Annotated in this window: 15 protein-coding genes and 1 tRNA gene; 8 read left to right on the forward strand and 8 right to left on the reverse strand. The window is 63.9% G+C overall.

The annotated features are described in order from the left end of the window. Positions 1-288: 288 nt before the first annotated feature. Complete coding sequence (locus IC232_RS09055) at positions 289-1,575, forward strand: OmpP1/FadL family transporter (protein WP_190844594.1); 1,287 nt, start codon at positions 289-291, stop codon at positions 1,573-1,575. A gap of 76 nt (positions 1,576-1,651) precedes the next feature. Here IC232_RS09055 and IC232_RS09060 read toward each other — a convergent pair whose 3' ends face one another. Further along, positions 1,652-3,457: a PHA/PHB synthase family protein gene (locus IC232_RS09060; RefSeq protein ID WP_190844595.1), complete on the reverse strand. Its 1,806-nt coding sequence runs from the start codon at positions 3,455-3,457 to the stop codon at positions 1,652-1,654. 112 nt (positions 3,458-3,569) lie between these two features. Between IC232_RS09060 and IC232_RS09065 the strand changes: the two genes are divergently transcribed. The 7 genes from IC232_RS09065 to IC232_RS09095 all read left to right on the forward strand — a co-directional run bounded on the left by IC232_RS09065 (position 3,570) and on the right by IC232_RS09095 (position 10,367). Beyond that, positions 3,570-3,989, forward strand: coding sequence for a hypothetical protein (locus IC232_RS09065; RefSeq protein WP_190844596.1), 420 nt, complete (start codon positions 3,570-3,572; stop codon positions 3,987-3,989). 42 nt (positions 3,990-4,031) lie between these two features. After that, positions 4,032-5,252, forward strand: a complete 1,221-nt coding sequence (locus tag IC232_RS09070; protein WP_190844597.1) for an LL-diaminopimelate aminotransferase — start codon at positions 4,032-4,034, stop codon at positions 5,250-5,252. Between the two features lie 111 nt (positions 5,253-5,363). Further along, positions 5,364-6,686: a homoserine dehydrogenase gene (locus tag IC232_RS09075; RefSeq protein ID WP_190844598.1), complete on the forward strand. Its 1,323-nt coding sequence runs from the start codon at positions 5,364-5,366 to the stop codon at positions 6,684-6,686. A gap of 56 nt (positions 6,687-6,742) precedes the next feature. Further along, entirely contained in the window at positions 6,743-7,741 is a 999-nt protein-coding gene (glpX, locus tag IC232_RS09080) for a class II fructose-bisphosphatase (RefSeq protein ID WP_190844599.1), read from the forward strand. 137 nt (positions 7,742-7,878) lie between these two features. Beyond that, positions 7,879-8,322 (forward strand): GNAT family N-acetyltransferase, encoded by a 444-nt coding sequence (locus IC232_RS09085; RefSeq protein ID WP_190844600.1) that lies wholly within the window; start codon positions 7,879-7,881, stop codon positions 8,320-8,322. An 80-nt stretch (positions 8,323-8,402) separates the two neighbouring features. After that, positions 8,403-10,214 carry a single-stranded-DNA-specific exonuclease RecJ gene (gene recJ, locus IC232_RS09090; protein ID WP_190844601.1) on the forward strand — a complete coding sequence of 604 codons (1,812 nt, stop codon included), beginning with the start codon at positions 8,403-8,405 and terminating at the stop codon, positions 10,212-10,214. Positions 10,215-10,292: 78 nt separating this feature from the next. Continuing rightward, a tRNA-Glu gene (locus tag IC232_RS09095) sits at positions 10,293-10,367 on the forward strand. A 129-nt stretch (positions 10,368-10,496) separates the two neighbouring features. On the opposite strand, the gene IC232_RS09100 is transcribed toward IC232_RS09095, so the two are convergent. From IC232_RS09100 to IC232_RS09130, 7 genes are all read right to left on the reverse strand, one after another. Then, positions 10,497-11,717, reverse strand: a complete 1,221-nt coding sequence (locus IC232_RS09100; RefSeq protein WP_190844602.1) for a vWA domain-containing protein — start codon at positions 11,715-11,717, stop codon at positions 10,497-10,499. Continuing rightward, complete coding sequence (locus IC232_RS09105) at positions 11,714-12,628, reverse strand: AAA family ATPase (protein WP_190844603.1); 915 nt, start codon at positions 12,626-12,628, stop codon at positions 11,714-11,716. Before IC232_RS09105 ends, IC232_RS09100 begins: the two co-directional genes overlap by 4 nt. Positions 12,629-12,705: 77 nt before the next feature. Beyond that, entirely contained in the window at positions 12,706-13,512 is an 807-nt protein-coding gene (locus tag IC232_RS09110; RefSeq protein ID WP_190844604.1) for an FAD binding domain-containing protein, read from the reverse strand. Between the two features lie 12 nt (positions 13,513-13,524). Beyond that, a complete protein-coding gene (locus IC232_RS09115; protein WP_190844605.1) occupies positions 13,525-15,888 on the reverse strand; it encodes a xanthine dehydrogenase family protein molybdopterin-binding subunit in 2,364 nt (787 codons plus the stop codon). Between the two features lie 142 nt (positions 15,889-16,030). Then, positions 16,031-16,525 carry a (2Fe-2S)-binding protein gene (locus IC232_RS09120; protein WP_190844606.1) on the reverse strand — a complete coding sequence of 165 codons (495 nt, stop codon included), beginning with the start codon at positions 16,523-16,525 and terminating at the stop codon, positions 16,031-16,033. A 176-nt stretch (positions 16,526-16,701) separates the two neighbouring features. Then, positions 16,702-17,163 carry an SRPBCC family protein gene (locus IC232_RS09125; protein WP_190844607.1) on the reverse strand — a complete coding sequence of 154 codons (462 nt, stop codon included), beginning with the start codon at positions 17,161-17,163 and terminating at the stop codon, positions 16,702-16,704. 102 nt (positions 17,164-17,265) lie between these two features. Then, on the reverse strand, positions 17,266-17,709 hold the full coding sequence (locus tag IC232_RS09130) for an iron-sulfur cluster assembly scaffold protein (protein WP_190844608.1): 444 nt from the start codon (positions 17,707-17,709) through the stop codon (positions 17,266-17,268). Positions 17,710-17,818: the final 109 nt, after the last annotated feature.

Raw genomic sequence — 17,818 nt, forward strand, 5'->3', positions numbered from 1 at the left:
CGAGCCCATACAAAGTGCGTGATTCCCTTATTCCCACAGGTGTTAGAAAGTAGCCGTCGATTAGCGGCTAATACACTCGTTTAGATGTGAACGATTGTTCCATACTTTCAACTGTTGTAGATTAATACAAGTAAATCTCAGTATTCTTTATCAAGTATACATGGAGTTTATGACTTATTAACGGGCTCGCCTCACTTCATAAACAGATTGCGGCAAAATTTGAGCATTGGCAGATTGGGCTCAAGGCGGGATTCGCCCGCACAAGAAGCAAATGGGTAGGAAAACTCCATGGGTCGTCTCTCTCGTTCTTTGTCGCTGGCTGCAGTCTCGCTGGCAGCTCTCGTCGCCGCTCAGGGTGGCGCTCATGCCGGTGCCTTCGGCATCCGCGAGCAGAGCGCTACAGCTCAGGGCCTTTCCTTCGCTGGCGCAGCGTCCGGCTCCGGCTATCTCTCGTCCATGTTCTGGAACCCGGCCGTCATCACGATGATGCCGGGCTGGAACACCGAGGCGAGCCTGTCCCTCATCGTTCCGCGCGTCGATATCAACCCGCTTCCGTCCGTCCCGACCTTCGCGTTCGGCGGCTCCGGCGATATCGGTCAGGACGCCATCGTTCCGGCGAGCTACAACTCCTACCAGATCAACGACATGCTCTGGGTCGGCTTGTCCACCACTTCGCCCTACGGGCTTGTGACCGATCCGCGGGACAACTGGGCCGGCCAGGTCTACTCGCGCTCGTCCAAGGTGTTCTCCTTGAACGTCAACCCGGTCCTCGGCATCAAGGTGAACAACTGGCTGTCCGTCGCGGCCGGTCCGTCCCTCCAGTATTTCGACATCCGCCTCAAGCGGGCCGCTGCCGTCACCCCGGGCGCTCCGAGCGTCATCCTCGACGGTGACGATGTCGGCTTCGGCTTTACGGCCGGTGTGACCCTCACGCCGTTCGCAGGCACCTCGATCGGCATCGGTTACCGCTCGCGGATCGATCACGAGCTCGAGGGAACGGTCACGTCCCCGGCAGGCAGCATTCCGATCAGCTCCGATCTGACGACCCCGGATCAGCTCACCATCGGCATCTCCCAGGCCATCACGCCGGCCCTGACCGTGCACGCCGGCTTCGAGTGGACGAACTGGAGCGTGCTCGAGACGCCTCTCGTCACCGGTCCGGGCGGCGTGGTCGTCACCGACCTTCCGCTCAACTATGACGACGGCTACTTCTACTCCCTCGGCTTCGACTACAAGCTGAACAACCAGCTGACCCTTCGCGCCGGTGTGGCCTACGAGGAGTCGCCGATCGATACGGAGATCCGCTCCACCCGCCTGCCTGACAACGACCGCATCTGGGCATCGGTCGGTGCCAGCTACCAGTGGAACGACAAGCTGACCTTCGATGTCGCCTACACGCACATCTTCGCCAAGGAGACGGATATCCGCATCCTTCCGGGTCACCAGGATTACGAAGGGCTGCCCTTCGTGGCCGATGTGGACGCAAGCGTCGACATCGTGTCGGTCGGTCTGCGCTATCGCTGGGACAATCCGGCCGTTGCCATCCCGGCTGCTCCGATCGTCCGCAAGTACTGAGTTCTGCAACACGCAGACAGAAGAAAGGCCGGCGTTCCGCCGGCCTTTCTTTTTGATGCCGCTAGAAAGCTGAAGTTCAGGACTTCGCCAGGACGTAGGTCCCCGGCGCATCGCACAGAGGCTCCAGCTTGCCGCCCCCGGGCTCACGCGCCGGCACCATCTTGGGGCCTTGAGCCTTGATCCATTCGAACCAATAGGGCCACCAGGAGCCGGGCGTCTCGGCCGCCTGATTCATCCAGTCCTCCAACTCGCCCTCCACCGGGCCGCCGGTCCAGAACTGGTACTTCGGCTTTCCGGGCGGATTGACCACGCCGGCAATGTGCCCCGATCCGGCGAGCACGTAATCGACCGGTCCACCGAAAGCCTTCGAACCGACGAACACCGAGCGGGCAGGGGCGATGTGGTCTTCCTTGGTGGCGAGGTTGAAGATCGGCACCTTCACCTTCTTCAGATCAAGCTTCACCCCTGCAAGCTCCATCTCACCTTTAGCAAGCTTGTTCTCCAGGTAGCAGTTGCGCAGATAGAAGGCATGATTGGCTGCCGGCATCCGGGTCGAGTCAGCGTTCCAGTAGAGCAGGTCGAACGGGAGCGGCGCCTTGCCCTTCATGTAGACGTTGACCACGTAGGGCCAGATAAGATCGGTCGGCCGCAGCATGTTGAAAGCGTTGGCCATGCGCGCGCCTTCGAGATACCCGCGCTTCTTCATGGAGGCCTCAAGGCTCTGGACCTCCTGCTCTCCGGCGAACACTTTCAGATCGCCCGCATGGGTGAAGTCCACCTGGGCGGTAAAGAGCGTTGCGCTGTCGATGCGCTTGTCCCGCTTGGCGGCCATGTAGGCCAGCGTCGTGGCGAGCAGCGTGCCGCCGACGCAGTAGCCGATCGCCGTCACCTTCTTTTCGCCTGTCGCCTGCTCGATCGCTTCCAGCGCCGCGAAGATGCCGTCGCGCATGTAATGCTCGAAGCCTTTTTCCGCATGCTGCTCGGCCGGGTTCACCCACGAGATGCAGAAGACGGTCAGGCCCTGAGCCACAGCCCAGCGGATGAAGCTCTTCTCCGGGTTCAGATCGAGAATGTAGTACTTGTTGATCCAGGGCGGCACGATCAGCAGGGGCCGCTTCAGCACCTTCTCGGTGGCCGGCGCGTACTGGATCAGCTCGATCAGTTCGTTGCGGAAGATCACCTTGCCGGGGGTGTTGGCGATGTTGGCCCCGATCCTGAAATTGCTCGGGTCCGACTGGCGGATCTTCAGCTCACCTTGGCCTGCTTCGATGTCCTCCGCCAGCATGGTGATGCCGCGCACCAGATTGGCGCCGTTCTCGCGCATGGTCTCGCGGATCAGTTCAGGGTTCGTCAGCAGGAAATTGGAGGGAGAGAGCGCGCTGGACAGTTGCTTGAGGTAGAACTGCGCCTTGTGGCGCGTGCGCTCGTCGAGGCCGTCTGCATTCTCCACGAGCTCCTCCGCCCAACGGGAGGAGATTAGGTAGGCCTGCTTCAGGAAGTCGAAGATCGGATTTTCGGACCATTCGGGATCCTTGAAGCGGTTGTCCTTGGGCTCGGGCTCGGCGACCGGCTCCGTTGGCTCGCCTTGGGCGCGCTTCAGAGTTGAGGCCCACAGGCTCATGAACTGGGTGCCGAGGCGGGTCTGAGCCTCCAGGCTCCTATGCGGGTCGGTCATCCACGCTTCGGCCACCCGGGTCAGGGATTTGATCGCCTCCGACGTGTCGCCCGGCGGCTCCGACAGGGTTTTGCCTTCCTGGACTGGCTTGAGGTAGGCGGCGGCCGCCTTGCCGGCGCCCTCGATGAACCGCGCGACGTTATGGGAGAGTTCCTCGAAGTCCGGAGTGGGGCCTTGGGTCTTCTCTTCACCATATGGCTTGTCCATAAGGCGATCTCCCTCTATCGCAGCAACATTGCCCTCAGGCTGCACTTCCGACATCTTAGCGTTCGACACGCTGGGTTTGCCAGAGTCATGTTGCCATCCTTAGGTATCAGAAATGCGTACGAAGCTCTTTTCGATCCCTCACGCTCCAGCGTTTGCACTGGTTCTGCTCGCAGCCTCTGGCGTGGCCGGCTGCAACAGCAATCCCGTGCGGGACGTGGCTACCTCGCTGGGAGCCGGTCCTCAATTGGCGCCGACGCCCGATTTCGTGGCGCGCTCAAGGCCGGCTAATCTCGACTACATGCCGATCGGCACACCCGTCCCGGAGCGTCCGACACCGGCTCGCACGGCGGCCGAGATCAAGGCAGCTGAAGCCGAGCTCGATGCTCTGCGCAACCGGAACGAGGCTGCGGGCGCTGCCGCGGCGGAACTGGGCAAGACGCCGCCGCCTGAGCCTGTCAGGCTGCCTGCAAACTCCTCTGCCAACACGTCGCAGCAAACGCGCCAGAAGGCGAATTCCAACAGAAGGCCTTAGTGCCTATACGGAATGATGTGATTCCGCTCGGAGACGAGAACCATGTCTGATTTCTACCGGATTAAGCGCCTTCCGCCTTACGTCTTCGAGCAGGTCAACCGGATCAAGGCCGCGGCCCGCGCCAACGGGGCCGACATTATAGATCTCGGCATGGGCAATCCGGACCTCCAAGCACCGCAGCATGTGATCGACAAGCTCGTCGAGACCGTGGGCAAGCCCCGCACCGACCGCTATTCGGCCTCCAAGGGTATCGGCGGCCTGCGCCGCGCCCAGGCCGGCTATTACGAGCGCCGTTTCGGCGTGAAGCTCAACCCGGACACCCAGGTGGTCGCGACCCTCGGCTCCAAGGAGGGCTTCGCCAACATGGCTCAGGCGATCACGGAGCCGGGCGACGTGATTCTGGTGCCGAATCCGAGCTATCCGATCCACGCCTTCGGCTTCCTGATGGCGGGCGGCGTCATCCGGTCGGTTCCAGCCGAGCCGACCCCGGACTTCTTCGTCGCCGCCGAGCGGGCCGTGGCGCACTCGATCCCGAAGCCTGTAGCGCTCGTGGTCTGCTATCCGTCGAACCCGACCGCCTATGTGGCCTCCCTGGATTTCTACCGGGACCTTGTGGCCTTCGCGAAGAGGCACGAGCTGATCCTGCTGTCGGATCTCGCCTATTCGGAAGTCTACTTCGACGAATCGAACCCGCCGCCCTCGATTCTCCAGGTGCCCGGCGCCATGGATGTGGCCGTGGAGTTCACCTCCATGTCCAAGACCTTCTCGATGGCCGGCTGGCGCATCGGCTTCGCGGTGGGCAACGAGCGTCTCCTGGCGGCACTCGCCCGGGTGAAGTCCTATCTCGATTACGGCGCCTTCACGCCGGTACAGGTGGCGGCCACCGCCGCGCTGAACGGCCCGGACGACTGCATCCGCGAAATGCGTGCCACCTATAAGCGCCGCCGCGACGTGATGGTCGATTCCTTCGCCAAGGCCGGCTGGGACGTGCCCGTGCCCACCGCGTCCATGTTCGCCTGGGTGCAGATCCCGGAGAAATTCCGCTCCTTGGGCAGCCTGGAGTTCTCCAAGCTCCTGGTGGAGAAGGCCGATGTGGCGGTGGCGCCCGGAATCGGCTTCGGCGAGCACGGTGACGATTACGTGCGCATCGCCCTCGTGGAGAACGAGCAGCGCATCCGCCAGGCCGCCCGCAACATCCGCAAATTCTTCGACAGCGCCGACCAGACCCTCCACAACGTGGTGCCGATGGTCCGGCGGGTCTGATCCTTCCGGCAGGAATCTATGCCGACGTCTGTGACCGGGGTTCCGGTCCGCATGGACATGGAACCCCGGCGGTCGTAAAAGCAGCCCAAGATTTTCAAGGAGCTGCTGTTCGTGACACGTCCCCTTCGGGTCGGTATTGCCGGCCTCGGCACCGTCGGCGCATCGGTCATTCGCATCCTCGACCGCCAGAATGAGGCCATCGCCCAGCGCGGCGGAAAGCCCGTTCAGGTTGTGGCCATTTCGGCCCGTGACAGGTCCAAGGACCGCGGCGTCGACCTCTCGCGCTTCACGTGGTTCGACAATCCGGTGGATCTTGCCGGCGCAACTGACGTGGATTGTGTCGTCGAACTCGTCGGCGGCGCGGACGGGGCGGCCCTGGAGACGGTGCGCACGGCGCTTTCCCATAGCAAGCATGTGGTGACGGCCAACAAGGCTCTGCTCGCCAAGCACGGTCTCAAGCTTGCAAAGCTGGCGGAAGAGAAGGGCGTGTCGCTCGCCTTCGAGGCGTCCGTCGCCGGTGGCATTCCGATCATCAAGACTCTGCGTGAGGCCATGCCGGCCAACCGGATCTCGCGGCTCTACGGCATCCTCAACGGCACCTGCAACTACATCCTCTCACGGATGGAGTTGGAGGGTCTGACCTTCCAGGAATGCCTGAAGGACGCCCAGCGCCTCGGCTATGCGGAGGCCGATCCGACCTTCGATGTCGAGGGCTTCGACACGGCCCACAAGCTCGCGATCCTCACCAGCCTCGCCTTCGGCACGCAGATCGACGCGGAAGCGATCTATGTGGAAGGCATCTCCTCCATTGCGCCGCTCGACCTCGCCATGGCGAAGGAGCTGGGCTTCCGCATCAAGCTGTTAGGGGTTGCCGAGCGCACGAAGACCGGGATCGAACAGCGCGTCCACCCGACCATGGTGCCCCGCACGTCCTCCATTGCCCAAGTGATGGGCGTGACGAACGCCGTCACCATCGACGCCGACGCGGTTCGCGAGCTCACCCTGATCGGACCGGGGGCAGGGGGTGATGCCACCGCGTCCGCCGTCGTGGCGGACATTGCCGATGTGGCAACCGGCAAGGTGCAGCCGCTCTTCGGCGCACCCATCGACCAGCTGGAAAAGGCGCCCCGGGCGCCCATGCAGCGCCACGAGGGCGGCTACTATATCCGCCTGACCGTCCATGACCGCCCAGGCGTCGCCGCCGGCGTGGCAACACGGATGGCCGAAGCCGACATCTCCCTAGAGAGCATTCTCCAGAAGCGCTCGGAAGTCGCCGCGAACAAGGATCCGCATGGGCGCTCCGGCGCCCCGGTTCCACTGGTGCTCATCACCTATGCGGCCACCGAGGCTTCAATCCGCTCAGCCCTTCAAAAAATTACGGGGGATGGTCTTATTGCCGAGCCGCCCCAAGTCATTCGCATCGAACGCGAGTAACCGGAATCCGGGCCCTATGGCCCGCTCACGACCACAATAAGGGAGACGACACGTCCATGTCGCAAGGCATTACCGTCCAACCGGGCCAAATCATCGAGCGCATTCTGACCCTGGAACTCGTCCGCGTGACCGAGCGCGCGGCGGTGGCGTCCGCCAGGCTGCGCGGCCGCGGCAACGAGAAGGCTGCCGACCAGGCGGCCGTGGATGCCATGCGCCGTGAGCTGAACAAGCTGCCCATCGACGGCACGGTGGTGATCGGCGAGGGCGAGCGTGACGAGGCCCCGATGCTCTTCATCGGCGAGCGCGTCGGCAACAAGCAGGGCCCGAAGGTCGACATCGCTGTCGACCCGCTCGAAGGCACGACGCTTTGCGCCAAGGATATGCCGGGCTCCATCGCCGTCATGGCGATGGCGGAGGCCGGAACCCTGCTGGCCGCTCCCGACGTCTACATGCACAAGATCGCCATCGGCACCGGCTACCCGACCGGCACCGTCGACCTCGACGCCAGCCCCGAGGAGAACCTGAACAACCTCGCCAGGGCGAAGGGCGTGAAGGTGAACGAGCTCACCGCCCTCGTGCTCGACCGTCCGCGCCACGCGGACCTTATCGCGGCCATTCGCAAGACGGGCGCCGGCATCCGGTTGATCTCCGACGGCGACGTGGCCGGCGTGATCTTCACCACGAAACCGGAAGAGACTGGCATCGACATCTATCTTGGCATCGGCGCCGCCCCCGAGGGCGTGCTGGCGGCAGGGGCGCTCCGCTGCATCGGCGGGCAGATGCAGGCCCGGCTGATCCTCGACACCGAGGAGAAGCGCTCCCGCGCTCTGCAGATGGGCGTGACGGATCCGAACCGGAAATACGACATGACGGACCTCGCCCGCGGCGACGTGATCGTGGCCGCCACAGGCGTGACCGACGGTGCGCTGATCAAGGGCGTTCATTTCGGCAGGGACGTGATCACCACGGAAACCGTCGTCTACCGCTCCGCCACCGGCACCGTCCGCCGCATCTACGGCGAGCACCGGGAGCTGTCGAAGTTCCACCTGGATTGAGTTGCTCCAGGTACAGACCACAATCCATACTGCGTCATGGCCGGGCTTGTCCCGGCCATCCACGTTCTGAGGACGCTTAAGACGTGAATCCCCGGAACAAGTCCGGGGATGACGATGGTATATGCCGGGAGAACCAAATGCTTCACATCCGCCCCTTCCGTCCCGACGACCGTGCCGCTTGGGAACCCCTATGGCAGGGCTATCTGACCTTCTACAACGCCTCTCTGGCCGCAGAGGTGACCGAGGAGACGTGGCGGCGGCTCAACGATCCGGCTGAGCCCATGAATGGCCTTGTGGCCGAACGCGACGGCAGGGTCGTCGGCATCGTGCATTACATCTATCACCGCTCCACCTGGACGACGGGCGACTACTGTTATCTGCAGGATCTGTTCACGGCGGAAGAAGCCCGCGGGCAGGGTGCCGGCCGTGCCCTGATCGAGGCCGTCTATGAGCAGGCGAAAACAGATGGCGCAAGCCGCGTCTACTGGCTGACACACGAGTCCAACACGGCAGCCCAGGCGCTTTACGAGAAGGTCGCCTCCCGCAGCGGCTTCATTCAGTATCGGCACATGCTGGGCTGACGCTTTCACGGTTCGAGCGCCCAGGGAGTGACGATGTGGCGAAGGTGCTTTGACCACAATTCGCGGGTAAGAGTCCCGTCGTGACCGAATCATCTCCTCTTCACCTGCCCAAACCTTTCCTGGGCGTCGCCAATTCCGCCCTCGGGCGCACCTGGGTCGAGCGCTGCGATGCCGCCCAGAGCACGATTGCGCTTGCCATCGCCCAGACCCATGGCCTGCCCGATGTTCTCGCCCGTGTGCTCGCCGGCCGGGGTGTCGGCATTCATGATACGGACGGTTTCCTCAATCCGCGCCTGCGGGACCTCATGCCGGACCCGCACAAGCTCACCGACATGGAGGCGGCCGCCTCGCGTCTCGCCGATGCAGTGACCCGCAATGAGACGGTGGCGATCTTCGGCGATTATGACGTCGACGGCGCCTGCAGCGCAGCGCTGCTGGCCGAATATCTGCGCGCCTGCGGGGTGGAATACGCGATCCACATTCCCGACCGGATCACGGAGGGCTATGGCCCGAACGTGGACGCAATCCGGGCCTTGAAGGAGCAGGGTGCCGACATCCTAGTGACGGTCGATTGCGGCACGGCCAGCATCGAGCCCCTGGCCGAAGCCCGCCGACTGAGCCTTGATCCGCTTGTTCTCGACCACCACCAGGCCCCCGAGCAGTTGCCGGAGGCGCTCGCCATCGTAAACCCGAACCGGCAGGACGACCTGTCGGGCCTCGGCCACCTCTGCGCCGCGGGCGTAGTCTTTCTCACCCTCGTCGCCCTCAACCGCACGCTGCGCTCGCGTGGGTTCTTCAATGGCCGCCCCGAGCCCGACCTGATGGGCAGCCTCGACCTCGTGGCCCTCGCCACGGTGGCGGACGTGGTGCCGCTGCTGGGCCTGAACCGCGCCTTCGTGCGCCAGGGACTCGCTATCATGAGAAGCCGCCGCCGGGTGGGCCTGGCGGCGCTTTTCGATACGGCGGGTCTCACAGGAGCGCCGGAAAGCTGGCATCTCGGCTATCTTGTCGGACCACGCATCAATGCCGGCGGGCGGATCGGTGATGCCGCTTTGGGCTCAAGGCTCCTCCTGACCGAAGACCCGGTCCAGGCCGGCAGGCTGGCTGCGGAGTTGGACCGGCTCAACCGGGACCGGCAGGCCATCGAGGTGGTGGCCGTCGCCGAGGCTGAGGCTCAAGCCATGATGGCCCTGGAACGCATGCCGGACTTGCCGGTTCTCGTGACCGCCTCTGCCGAGTGGCATCCCGGCGTCGTCGGTCTGATCTCCGCCCGCACCAAGGAGCGATTCCGCCGCCCAGCCTTTGCCTTCACCCTGAATCAGGACGGGACGGCGACCGGCTCCGGCCGCTCCGTCCCCGGTGTCGATCTGGGCTACGCCGTGCGGGCAGCCGTGGATGTCGGGCTTGCCATCAAGGGCGGCGGACACACCATGGCGGCCGGCGTGACCATCCAGGCAATCGACCTCCAGCGCTTCCTCGATTTCGTCACCGAGAGGCTCTCCGAACCCGTGAGCGCCATGCGGCTGCGGGACAGTTTCGCCGTCGATGCGACCCTGACCGCCGGTGGCGCCCAGCCTGCCGTGGTGACGGCGCTCGAAAGGGCAGGTCCGTTCGGCCAAGGCCAGCCCGAGCCCATGTTCGTCTTCCCACAGCATCGGGTGATTGAGGCGCGCGAGGTCGGCAGCGGCGGGCATCTGCGCGTGAAGCTTCGCGGCGGCGACGGCAGCTTCATCGGCGGAATCGCCTTCCGCGCCGCAGGTCAGCCGCTGGGCAATGTCCTGTCACAGGCCATCGGCAACCCGCTTCATGTGGCGGGCACGCTCTCCATCGACCGATGGGGCGGAGGGGAAAAAGCCGAGCTTCGCATCGCGGATGCCGCACGGCCCGAATAATTGAATTCGGGTGCTTGCGATGCATCACGAACCCATCTATAGGTTCGCCCACTTCGGCGGCATCACCCCGAATGACCCGCGCCCTTCGTCTATCGGTTAGGACGCCAGCCTTTCACGCTGGAGAGAGGGGTTCGACTCCCCTAGGGCGCGCCACACTATCTTCATCTCGAAAAATCAATGTTCTAAATGAATTGAAGGCGTTCTTGCGCCTGAATTGTCATCAGGCGCAGCCCCCAGAAGGGTGGTTCTGCTGTCGCAGGTTCGAGGCTTGCTGCGCATGGCTCATGATGCCCGCAGCCACTGGCGCGGATTGCTTCGCTCGGTCGGCTCGCCAGACAAAGCACGGCACAGCTCCTGCATCGATGCGAGAGAGTGAATCGGGCGGAACTCGTCCACATGGGGCAGCATCGCCCGGATGCCGGTCGCACGGGCCTCGAACGCGTCGAAGCGCAGGAGCGGGTTCAGCCAGATCAGGCGGCGACACGAGCGCTTGAGCCGGTCCATCTCGAAGGTCAGTTCCCTGGTCACCTCCCGCTCAAGCCCGTCCGTGAACAGCAGCACAATCGCGCCCTGGCCGAGCACACGACGTGACCAATGGCGATTGAAGTCGTGGAGCGCATGGGCGATCCGGGTTCCGCCCTCCCAATCCTGCACGCGCTTCGACGCGCGGGCGAGCGCCTCGTCCGGGTCGCGGCTCGTCAGCTCACGGCTGATGTTGGTCAGGCGCGTGGCGAAGACGAAGGAGTGAACCTTTCGCCTCTTCTCCGCGATGGCATGCAGGAAATGCAGGAAGAGCCGCGAGTACTCCGCCATGGAGCCTGAGATGTCCATGAGCGCCACCACCGGCGCATGGCGGACCGCAGGAGAGCGGTAGGCCAGATCAATGGCAGCCCCGCCGCCGCGCAGGGAGCGCCGGAATGTCTTTCGCGGATCGATCCGGCGGCCGCGTGGATCCGACAGGAAGCGGCGCGTGGTCACTTCGTCATCCGGCAGGGACATCTCGGCGATCAAGCGCTTGGTGACAGTGATCTCGGCCGCCGACATCTGGGCGAAATCCTTCGCCTTCAGAACCTCGCGGTCGGACACGGTGAGGCGTGCGAAGAACTCGGTCTTCTCAACCGGCTCCGGCTTCTCCTGCCGTGGTGTAGTCAAGGCCTCAGCCACGCGCAGGGCGCCGGCCTGGGGCTTCTTCTCCTCCTTGGCGCCCCCAGGAGCGATGGGTGACATTTGTGCAATGAGCTTCTCGATGAGCGCGCGCCGCCGCCAAAAGATTCGGAAAGCCTGATCGAACAGAATGCTGTGCTCGTGCCGCTTCACGAAGACGGCATGGAGCGTCCAGTAGAAGTCTTCGCGCATGCCGATCCGCGCCGCCTCGACTGCCGCGATGGCATCCAGAACCGCTCCAGGCCCGACCGGCAGACCTGCGGCGCGCAGGGCACGGGCGAAATACGCTATGTTGTCCGCAAGACGACCCTCACCCTGGTCGGCGGTCTTCTTCGTCACGCGTGCGCCCTCAGCACGCTCTGAACCTGATCGAGCATGTCTTTCGCGCGGCTGCCCTGCATCTTCTGCATGTCGTCCTGGTACTTCAGCAGAACGCCCAGCGTGTCCGAGACCAGAGCCGGGTCGAGCGCCACCGCATCGAGCTCCACGAGAGCCGAGGCCCAATCGAGGGTTTCGGCCACGCCCGGTGCCTTGAACAGATCTTCCTTCCGGATCGCCTGGACGAAGGCGACGATCTCCTGCGACAGGCGCTTGGCGGCCTGCGGAACACGGCTTGAGAGGATCGCGAGCTCCCGCTCGGCATCCGGATAATCGACCCAGTGATAGAGGCAGCGGCGCTTGAGCGCGTCGTGGATCTCGCGGGTGCGGTTGGACGTGATGATGACGATGGGCGGGTGCTCCGCCTTGACCGTGCCGAGTTCCGGGATCGTGACCTGGAAGTCGGACAGCACCTCCAGAAGAAAGGCCTCAAAGGCCTCGTCCGTGCGGTCGAGTTCGTCGATGAGGAGTACCGGCGCGCCAGAGGTGTCGGGCTCCAACGCCTGCAGGAGCGGGCGCCTCACCAAGTATCGTTCCGAGAACAGGTCGCTCTCCAACGTGTCGCGATCCACCGGTCCGCCGACCTCGGCCAGCCGGATGGCCATCATCTGCCCGGCGTAGTTCCATTCATAAACCGCCGAGGCGACGTCGAGGCCCTCATAGCATTGCAGCCGGATGAGTCGTCGCCCGAGTGCCGATGATAGCACCTTCGCGATCTCGGTCTTTCCAACGCCAGCTTCCCCTTCCAGGAAGAGCGGACGTCCAAGTTTCAGCGCGAGAAAGAGCACTGTGGCGAGCGAACGGTCAGCCACATAGCCGGCGCTCTCAAGAAGAGCCAAAGTGCTATCGATGGAACCGGGTTGGTCGGCCAAGGGCTGTGCTTCTCCCTGAGGGCAAGATGCCCGAGCTCAGCCCGGGCATCAGGTCAACATCGTTCAGGTGTGGCCGTTCAGCCCCGCGAGGTGGCGGCCTGCACGGCGCGCCGTGCCATGACGCCGACGAGATGAGCACGATAGGCGGCATCGGCATGCATGTCGCTGTTCATCTCGCTCTCCGCAACGGTGACGCCGTTGAGGGCTTCAGCCGCGAAGTTCCCATTCAGTGCCTGTTCCATATCGGCGGCTCGGAACACGCCGTTCGAGCCGGCCCCCGTCACAGCAACGCGGACACCGTCCGCATGCTTGGCTACGAACACGCCGACAAGGGCATAGCGCGAGGCCGGGTTGCGGAACTTGACGTAGGCGGCCTGCGATGGGGCCTTGAACGACACCTGCGTGATGATCTCGCCTTCCTCCAGAGCCGTGGTGAAGATGCCCTGGAAGAAGTCGTCCGCGGCGATCTTGCGCTGGTTGGTGATGATCGTCACGTTGAGCGCAAGACACGCGGCCGGATAATCCGCCGACGGGTCATTGTTGGCGATGGAACCGCCGATGGTGCCGCGATTGCGCACATGCGGATCCCCGATGAGCTCGGCCATCTCGGCCAAAGCCGGGATCGCCTCCTTCAACTCGGCCGAGTTCGCGACCTCCGCATGTTTCATCATGGCCCCGATGGTGATCGTGTCGCCTGATCGCTCGATGCCGCGAAGCTCCGCGATCTGGCTGAGATCGATCAGGTTGGCCGGGCCCGCGAGCCGCAGCTTCATGGTCGGAAGCAGCGTGTGCCCGCCGGCGAGGAACTTGATGTCCTCGGCTGTGCCGGCGAGGCCGGCAGCCTCCTTGACGCTCGTGGGGCGGTGATATTCGAAAGCGTACATTCCCGTCCTCCCTTATTCCGCCGCCATGGGCATGCGTGCTTTTTGAGCCGCCCGCCACACTGCCTGAGGTGTCGCCGGCATGGCGATGTCCTCGTGTCCCAGCGCATCGGTGATGGCGTTGATGACCGCCGGCGGAGCCGCGATGGCTCCCGCCTCGCCGCAGCCCTTGATTCCGAGCGGGTTCGAAGGGCAGGGGGTTACCGTCATGCCGACCTGGAAGGACGGCAGGTCGATGGCGCGCGGCATACAGTAATCGTTGAAGCTCGCCGTGATGAGCTGGCCACTTTCGTCATAGAAGGCACCCTCAAGGAGCGCCTGGCCGACACCCTGCGCGATGCCGCCATGGACCTGGCCTTCGACGATCATCGGGTTGATGATCACCCCGAAATCGTCCACTGCCGTCCAGCGCTCGATCTTGGTTACGCCGGTATCGGGGTCGATCTCCACTTCGCAGATGTGCACGCCGGCCGGGAAGGTGAAGTTGGTGGGATCGTAGAACGCTCCCTCCTTCAGGCCGGGCTCCAGATCCTGGCCGGAGAACTTGTGGGCGATATAGGCCTGGAGGGCGATCTCGCCGAAGGCCATGGAACGGTCAGTGCCGGCGACGCCGAACTGGCCGTCCTTGAACTCGATGTCGCCCTCGGACGCTTCGAGCACGTGGGCCGCCACCTTCTTGCCCTTGGCGATTACCTTGTCGATCGCCTTGGCGATGGCCGACATGCCCACCGCGCCGGAGCGCGAGCCATACGTGCCCATGCCGAACTGCACCTTGTCGGTGTCGCCGTGGACGATGCTGACCTGATCTATGGAGATGCCGAGCCGGTCCGACACGAGTTGGGCGAAGGTGGTCTCGTGACCCTGGCCGTGGCTGTGCGAGCCGGTCAGCACCTCGACGGAGCCGGTCGGGTTGACGCGCACTTCGGCCGATTCCCAAAGACCGACGCCCGCACCGAGGGAGCCGACCGCCTGCGAGGGAGCGATGCCGCAGGCCTCGATATAGCTCGAGAAGCCGATGCCCCGCAGCTTGCCGCGGCGGGCGCTTTCCTGCTTGCGGCTATCGAAGTTCTTGTAGTCGGCAATCTCCAGCGCCTTGTCGAGGGAGGCGGCATAGTCGCCCGTGTCATAGGTCATGATGACCGGGGTCACATGCGGGAATTGCGTGATGTAGTTCTTGCGGCGGAACTCAGCCGGGTTCTGGCCCAGTTCCCGCGCCGTCTTCTCCACGAGACGCTCGACCACGAAGGTAGCCTCGGGCCGCCCCGCTCCGCGATAGGCGTCGACCGGTGCGGTGTTCGTGTAGACCCCATCGACCTCGCAGTAGATCGCCGGGATGTCGTACTGGCCCGACAGGAGCGGGGCGTACAGATAGGTCGGCACGGACGAGGAGAAGGTGGAGAGATAGGCGCCGAGATTAGCCGTGGTGTGAACCCTGAGGGCAATGATCTTACCGGTCTCGTCGGTGGCCATCTCAGCATGGGTGACGTGGTCGCGGCCATGGGCGTCGGACAGGAAGGCTTCCGAGCGATCCGAAGTCCACTTCACCGGGCGCTTGACCTTCTTCGCCGCCCAGACGCAGACCGTCTCCTCCGCATAGATGAAGATCTTGGATCCGAATCCTCCGCCCACATCCGGCGCAATGACGCGCAGCTTGTGCTCAGGCGCCACGCCGATGAAGGCCGAAAGGACGAGCCGGGCCACGTGCGGGTTCTGGCTCGTGGTGTAGAGGGTGTAGTTGTCGGTTCCGAAGTCGTATTCGCCAACGGCCGCGCGGGGCTCGATGGGGTTCGGCACCAGACGGTTGTTGACGAGATCGATCTTGGTGACGTGCTTGGCCCGTGCGAAGGCTGCCTCCGTCTCGTCCTTGTTGCCGAGGTGCCAGTTGAACACCGTGTTGTCGGGCGAGACGTCGTGCACTTGGACCTGTGCCTTTGTCGCCTGAGCCGTGTCGACCACGGCCGGGAGAACATCGTAATCGACCACGATGGCTTCCGCCGCATCCTTCGCCTGGGCAAGCGTCTCGGCGATCACCACCGCCACGTGGTCGCCCACGTAGCGCACCTTGCCCTGGGCCAACGCTGGGTGCGGGCCGGCCTTCATAGGAGAACCATCCTTGGAATGGATCATCCAGCCGCAGATGAGGCCGCCGATCTTGTCGGCTGCGAGGTCGTCGCCTGTGAAGACCGCGATCACGCCCGGCATGATCATGGCCAGTCCCGTATCGATGGAACGGATCGCTGCGTGAGCGTGAGGCGAGCGGAGGAAATAGGCGTGGGCTTGGCCAGGTCTGTTGAAGTCGTCCACGTAGCGTCCCTGGCCGGTGACGAAACGCTGATCCTCTTTCCGGCGGACGGGTGCGCCGATCCCTGTTGCGGTCATGAAATCCTCCCTGGTCTTCGTTCGCCCTCACCGGGAAGCGAAGCGGACATCGCGAAGAAGGCTTTGAAGTTAATGTTGCCTGCTTCGATGCTCGCCTGCAGCTTGTGCCTGTTCGGGCCGTGCCGTGGTCGAGCGTCTCGCCCTATTCCGCCGCCTGCTGCAGTGGCGCTTGCGCCATGCCCTGGGCTCCGGCGGCAACAGCCTTGACGATGTTGTGATAGCCCGTGCAGCGGCACAGATTGCCTTCGAGCTCGGCCCGGATGGTCTGCTCGTCGAGGGCGTTGCCCTTGCGGTTCACAATGTCGATGGCGGACATGATCATGCCCGGCGTGCAGTACCCGCATTGAAGGCCGTGATGCTCACGGAAAGCCGCCTGCATCGGGTGCAGCTCGCCACCTTGGGAGATGCCTTCGATGGTGGTGACTACGCTCGCATTGGCCTGAACGGCCAGGGTGGTGCAGGACTTCACAGCCTGTCCGTTCAGATGAACGACGCAGGCGCCGCACTGGCTGGTGTCGCAGCCCACATGGGTTCCGGTAAGTCTCAAGTTGTCGCGCAGGAAGTGGACGAGCAGAGTGCGGGGATCGACGTCTGCGGTGACGGATTGACCGTTCACCGTCAGGGAGACGGTTGTCATGCGTGGCTTCCTCCTCAAACGCCGGAAGTCAGGCCAACCTTCAGGTGGTCTCAGACACCGGCAGGTATTGTTGTTGGACGACCGCACGAATGCGATCCATCGAAGCCGAGTGTGGCCCGCCCCGGTGGAGCGGTCAAGCATTGGAATGGTTCAAAGGTCGGTGACTGAAAATCCGGTCAGGCGGCGGTTTCGGCAGGCGAGAGGATCTTGGCGAAGTTCGCGAAGAACTCGTCGGCATATTTCTTGGCGACGCCGTTGATGAGGCGCCCGCCGAGCTGGGCGATCTTGCCGCCTATATTGGCCTCGACATCATAGATCAGCCTGGTGCCGCCCTCCATGTCTTCGAGCCGAACCTTCGCTCCGCCCTTGGCCCAGCCGGCAACGCCGCCCTGTCCCTCGCCGCTGATGGTGTAGCCGTTGGGCGGATCAAGATCGGTGAGGTTCACCCCACCCTTGAAGGTTGCCTTCACCGGTCCGACGGATACCTTTGCAACCGCCTGAAACTCGGTGTCACTGACCTTCTCCAGTTCCTGGCATCCAGGAATCGCTGCCTTCAGGACTTCCGGATTGTTGAGAGCCGCCCACACCGTCGCCCGGTCGGCCGGAAGTGCCACCTCGCCCTGCATCGTCATTGCCATGCTGCGTTCTCCTCCTGTCAACAGCCCGACAGCAGAGTAAGGGCAAATCAGGCGGCGCGTCACCTGCCAAGCATTGCTGCAATGCACGCTGACTCGCAGTGCTCAATTATCCGAGGATGTGACAGCCTGAGCTCGGGCAAGCGCATCGACGACAGCGTCGAAGGTGAGGAGAATAGAGGCGTGCCGGGCTTTCAGGTCTCGGGCCGGCTCCAGGAACGCCAAGTCGGCCCACTTGCCGGAGGGCGGATTGCCGCCAGCCTTCAGCATGCGATTCATGATCTCGCGGAGCGCCCGAAGCTCGTCGGCGGTCGAGCCGACCACATGCCGTCCCATGACAGACGAGGAGGCTTGACCCAGGGCACAGGCCTTCACGTCATGGGCGAAGGCGCTGACCACATCGCCGTCGAGTTTCAGATGAACCGTGACCGTCGACCCGCATAGTTTCGAATGAGCCTTCGCGCTCGCATGCGCGTCCGGCATTGTTCCCTGAAGCGGAATGTCGGCCGCAAGCTCCAGGATGCGGCGGCTATAGATATCGTTCAGCATCCTGCGGGCGATCCATCCGACGAGGTGCTTGTCCCGGAGGAATCAGACGCCGCAACGCCGTGCCTGTCAATGCCACGGCATGTAACCGGTCCCATGCCTGTTGCCGTTC

Origin of the sequence: Microvirga sp. (assembly GCF_014699075.1) — a bacterium.
GTDB lineage: Bacteria > Pseudomonadota > Alphaproteobacteria > Rhizobiales > Beijerinckiaceae > Microvirga.